Source organism: Microbacterium sp. Kw_RZR3, from assembly GCF_029222405.1.
Lineage (GTDB): Bacteria > Actinomycetota > Actinomycetes > Actinomycetales > Microbacteriaceae > Microbacterium.
The window spans coordinates 1-5041 of record NZ_JARHXC010000106.1 but is presented as its reverse complement, the minus strand read 5'-3'; the positions used below and the strand labels follow the sequence as shown (position 1 = coordinate 5041).

Genomic DNA, 5041 nt, shown 5'->3' with positions numbered 1-5041 from the left:
CGGTGAAGCTCAGAGGATCTGCCCGATCGGTTCGCGCTTCTCCGCCTGGAACCGATCCTCTGTGCGGCCGTACGCCCAGTAGCCCGACAACGAGACCTGCGCGCGAGGCAGACCCCAGCGCCCGAAGACCACATCTCGCAAGCCCTTCATGGCCTCACGCTCACCGTGCGCGAACACGTGACCGCGTCCCGCCGGAGGGGTCCATCCGGCAACCGCGTCGACGAGCGCGTGCGTCGTCCCCGCCGGCGCCGTGCCCCGGTGGATCCACTCGACGAGAACCCCCTCCGGAGCGGAGAGCGGCACGTGCTCGTCGGGCCCCTGCACCTCGAGGAAGGCGACACCCACGGCATCCGGGGACAGAGCCTCGAGAGCGGCGGCGATCGCCGGGATGGCGGACTCGTCTCCGGCCAGAAGGTGCCAGTCCGCTTCCGGGTCGGGCGCGTACCCTCCTCCCGGCGACGAGACGACCAGACGCTCCCCCGGCTGTGCCCGCGCCGCCCAGGGGCCTGCCAAACCCTCGTCGCCGTGCACGACGAAGTCGATCGCGAGCTCGTCGCCGACGACCTCTCGAACCGTGTAGGTCCGCGTGACGGGAAGGTCTTCGGGGGCCAGGGTGTCCCGCAGCGCCGCAAGATCGTACGGCGGCTCCAGACCGAGCTCCGGCTTCACGAACGTGATCTTGACGTATCGGTCGGTGTAGGGACTCTCGCGGAACACCGACAGGTCGGCTCCCCGCGCCCGGATGCGAACCAGATGCGGTGTGAGCCGCTCGGTGGCGACGACCTCGAGCACGTGCTGCGGGCGGGGCGGTCGAACGGGGCGATCGGTCATGGAAGTCCTCTCTCCGGGCGGGTACCGACGGGCGCGGTGTCGACGTTCGCCGCGGGGACGCTCTCGTCGTCGACGGGCGCCCCCAACTCCTGGGCGACCTGACGGAAGTATCCGGCGATATGGCCGCGGACGGCATCTCGCGCCGCGGCGCCGTCCCCGCGACCCACCGCCGCGACGATGTCGCGGTGCTCGCTCCGCAACCGCCGTGCGGTCGTCGTCCAGTCGCTCATCCGAGCGGCGCCGAGCTGGGTGTACGACTCGATGGAGCTGCGCAGTCCCGCCATCATCGCCGCGACGACCGCGTTGCCGGACGCCTCGGCGAGCGCTTGGTGCAGCCGTGCGTCGAGCGCGAGGAACTCTTCCGGCGAGAGCTCGCCCGCGTCCATGGCATCCAGGATCTCGTGGACCTCGGCGAGGTCGGCCGCAGGCTCCGCCGCGAGACGCTCCACGACATCGCCCTCGAGCACGACGCGCGTGCGCACGACGTCGGCGATGGGGAAACCGTTCGCGGCGACCTGCAACCGCAGGAAAGCGGCGAGTCCGCCGCGCGGAGTGGTGACGATCATCGCCCCCGCGCTCGGGCCTGACCCGGTCGCGGTTCGCACCACCCCGAGAACCTCGAGAACGCGAATGGCTTCGCGGACGCTCGAACGGCCCACGCCGAGGACCGCCGCCAGCTCTCTCTCGGGCGTCAGTCGATCGCCGGGAGACAGGCGCCCGTCGCGCAGGTCAGCCTCGATGCGCTCGAGAACGACCTGCCACGCGCGCAGTGCGGTGTCCGGCATGGCATCCCCTGTCCTCGTCCGGTCGGGCCGATGTGGCCGGACCACATCAGCCTACGCGCGGATCGTCAGGCGTCGGCGGGGGTGGCGTACCCGGCCGGGTTCGTCGTCTGCCAGTTCCAGTAGTCGCGGCAGGCGTCGTCGATGGTGAGGCGCGTGCGCCAGCCGAGCACGTCGGCCGCCTTCGTGGGGTCGCAGTACGTCGCGGCGACGTCACCCGGGCGGCGGGCGAGGATGCGCTTGGGCAGTTCGTGGCCCACGGCCTTCTCGAACGAGGCCACGAGCTCGAGGACGCTCACCGGACGACCCGTGCCGAGGTTGAACACCTGGTGCCCCGGCTGCGCCTGCTCGAGCGCCGCGACGTGCCCCTCGGCGAGGTCGACGACGTGGATGTAGTCGCGCAGACCCGTTCCGTCGGGGGTGTCGTAGTCGTCGCCGAAGACGCCGACCTCGTCGAGCGTTCCGATCGCGACCCGCGAGACGTAGGGCATGAGATTGTTCGGGATGCCGGCCGGGTCTTCGCCGATCAGGCCGGACGGGTGCGCACCGACCGGGTTGAAGTAGCGCAGCACCGTCACGTTGAGCTCGGGGTTCACGCGGGCGACGTCGGCGAGGACGACCTCGTTCATGCGCTTCGACTTGCTGTACGCGTTCGAGAGGTCGATGCTCGTCGTCGACTCTTCGGTGAACGGCAGGTCGGCCGGGTCGGAGTACACGGTCCCGGTGGACGAGAACACGAACGACCGGATGCCGTGCGCCAGGCCCACGCGAAGGAGCGCGAACGTGGTGTCGAGGTTGTTGGAGTAGTACTCCAGGGGCTTCTGCGTGGACTCCCCCACCGCTTTGAAGGCGGCGAGGTGGATGATCGCGTCGATGGGTCCGTGCGCCTCGAAGGCAGCAGAGACGACCCCGTCATCGGCGGCGTCGCCGATGACGAGCGGCGCGGGCTTGCCCGTGATGCGCTCCACGCGCTCGGCGGCGACCTCGTGAGTACCGGACAGGTCGTCGAGGAGGACGACATCGTGGCCGGCTTCGAGGAGAGCGACGGCCGTGTGGGTTCCGATGTAACCGGCACCGCCGGCCAGGAGTACGCGCATACTCCCAGGCTATCGTTCGGCGCCGACGTCCCCGGTCCGTCCGATCGTCGGGTCGTCGAGTGCTGACTTGCGCCATCTGCACACCGGACCGGATCCCCTGCGGGCATATGCCGCAAATCAGCCTCCGACGAACTCCTGGCCCAGGGGCGGCGCGCCCGGCGAGCCAGGGACGGCGTCCGGCGTCTCAGCGTCCGTCGAGACGGCCGCCGGACTCGCGCAGGTAGCACGCCGCGCACATCGACTCGTACGTGACCTCGCCCTGGATCTGCCCCTCGTCGATCGCCACCTGATCGCCGTCGAAGACGAAGCGCCCGCCCACCAACCGCGCGTTGAAGATCGCCTTGCGTCCGCACCGGCAGATGGTCTTGAGCTCCTCGAGGCTGTGCGCGATCTCCATGAGCCGCGCCGACCCCGGGAAGGCCTCCGTGCGGAAATCGGTACGGATGCCATAGGCGAGCACCGGCACGTCGTCGAGCACCGAGATACGCAAGAGGTCGTCGACCTGCGCCGGGGTGAAGAATTGCGCCTCGTCGACCAGGAGCGAGGCGACGGGGTCGGGGCCGGCAGCCGCGGCGAACACCGCGCGCAGGTCGTCGTCGGGGCCCACGAGGAAGTCGACCGGGCGGCTCACGCCCAAGCGGCTTTCGATCTGGTCGACGCCCTTGGTGTCGATCTCGGGCTTGGCGAGCAGCACGCGCTGTCCGCGTTCCTCGTAGTTGTACGCCGCCTGCAGCAGGGCCGTCGACTTGCCCGAGTTCATCGCTCCGTAGCGGAAGTACAGCTTCGCCACGGGATCAGGGGTTGATCTTCAGCGCCTGGGCCGTGGCATCCAGTTCTCGGCGCGCCGCCTCGGGGTGGGTGTTGAGCGACTCGCCGTAGCTCGGGATGAGCTCGCGCAGACGCGGCTCCCACTCGGGCATGCGTTCGGGGAAGCACGTCTTGATCAGGCCGAGCATGATCGACACCGCCGTGGACGCGCCCGGGGACGCACCGAGGAGACCGGCGATCGAGCGGTCGGAGGCCGTGATGACCTCGGTGCCGAACTGGAGCACACCGCCCTTGTCTTTGTCTTTCTTCATCACCTGAGCGCGCTGGCCCGCGTCGAGCAGCTCCCAGTCCTCGGCCTTCGCCGTCGGCATGAAGTCGCGGAGGCTGTCGACCTTCTTCGCGTGCGTCTTCAGGAGTTCGCTGATCAGGTACTTGATGAGACCCGGGTTGTCGACGGCGACCTTCAGCATGGGCAGGAGGTTGTGCGGGCGCACCTGCGTCACGATGTCGAGCATCGACCCGTTCTTGAGGAACTTGGGGCTGAACGTGGCGAAGGGCCCGAACAGCAGCGACGACTCCCCGTCGATCACGCGCGTGTCGAGGTGCGGCACCGACATGGGCGGGGCACCGACCGAGGCCTGCGAGTAGACCTTGGCGCGGTGCTTCGCGACGATGTCGGGGTTGGAGGTCTTGAGCCACTGCCCACCGATGGGGAACACTCCGTAGCCCTTGATCTCGGGGATGCCGGAGCGCTGCAGCAGCTTGAGCGCCCACCCGCCCGCACCCACGAAGACGAACGTCGCGTTGATGGAGCCGGGCGTGCCGCCGATCACGTGGCGGTAGGACACCTCCCACGAGCCGTCCTTCTGCTTCTTCAGCTTCTTGACGTCGTGGTTGGTGACGACCTCCACACCCTTCTCGCGCAGGTTCGCGAAGAGCTGTCGCGTGAGCGAGCCGAAGTCGACGTCCGTACCGGCGGGGACGCGCGTGGCCGCGAAGGGCTCGCCCTTGCGGCGCTTCTGCATGAGCAGCGGCGCCCACTGGTTGATGACCCGCGAGTCCTCGGTGTACTCGATTCCCGCGAACAGGGGCTGCTCCTTGAGGACCTCGTAGCGCTTGCGGAGGAACGCGACGTCTTTCTCTCCCCTGACGAAGGTCATGTGCGGGGTCGCGTTGATGAACGTCGACGGCTCGTCGAGCACGCCCTCGGCGACCAGCGAGGCCCACAGCTGGCGGCTCTGCTGGAACTGCTCGTTGATCGTGATCGCCTTGGCGGGGTCGATAGAGCCGTCCTTCGCCTCGGGCGTGTAGTTCAACTCGCAGAGCGCCGCGTGACCGGTGCCCGCGTTGTTCCAGGCGTTCGAGCTCTCCTGTGCGACGTCGCTCAAACGCTCCATGACCGCGATCTTCAGATCGGGCTGGAGGTCTTTCAGCAGCGTGCCGAGAGTGGCGGACATGATGCCGCCACCGATGAGGAGAACATCGACGTTTTCAGTCACCCGACGATTCTAGGCGCGGGCTGCAAGGTCTCTCGACATCGAGAGATCGGTCGGTTCGATGTCG

Annotated in this window: 5 protein-coding genes; all 5 read right to left on the bottom strand. The window is 68.7% G+C overall.

Annotated features, from left to right (window positions below):
- Window positions 1-9: 9 nt before the first annotated feature.
- Window positions 10-831: a siderophore-interacting protein gene (locus P2P98_RS05800; RefSeq protein ID WP_275798061.1), complete on the bottom strand. Its 822-nt coding sequence runs from the start codon at window positions 829-831 to the stop codon at window positions 10-12.
- Window positions 828-1616, bottom strand: coding sequence for an FCD domain-containing protein (locus P2P98_RS05795; RefSeq protein ID WP_275798059.1), 789 nt, complete (start codon window positions 1614-1616; stop codon window positions 828-830). Before P2P98_RS05795 ends, P2P98_RS05800 begins: the two co-directional genes overlap by 4 nt.
- Before the next feature lie 65 nt (window positions 1617-1681).
- Window positions 1682-2710, bottom strand: coding sequence for a UDP-glucose 4-epimerase GalE (galE, locus tag P2P98_RS05790; RefSeq protein WP_275798057.1), 1029 nt, complete (start codon window positions 2708-2710; stop codon window positions 1682-1684).
- Between the two features lie 184 nt (window positions 2711-2894).
- Window positions 2895-3500, bottom strand: coding sequence for a thymidine kinase (locus P2P98_RS05785; protein WP_275798055.1), 606 nt, complete (start codon window positions 3498-3500; stop codon window positions 2895-2897).
- A 4-nt stretch (window positions 3501-3504) separates the two neighbouring features.
- A complete protein-coding gene (locus P2P98_RS05780) occupies window positions 3505-4977 on the bottom strand; it encodes a malate:quinone oxidoreductase (RefSeq protein ID WP_275798054.1) in 1473 nt (490 codons plus the stop codon).
- Window positions 4978-5041 lie beyond the last annotated feature (64 nt).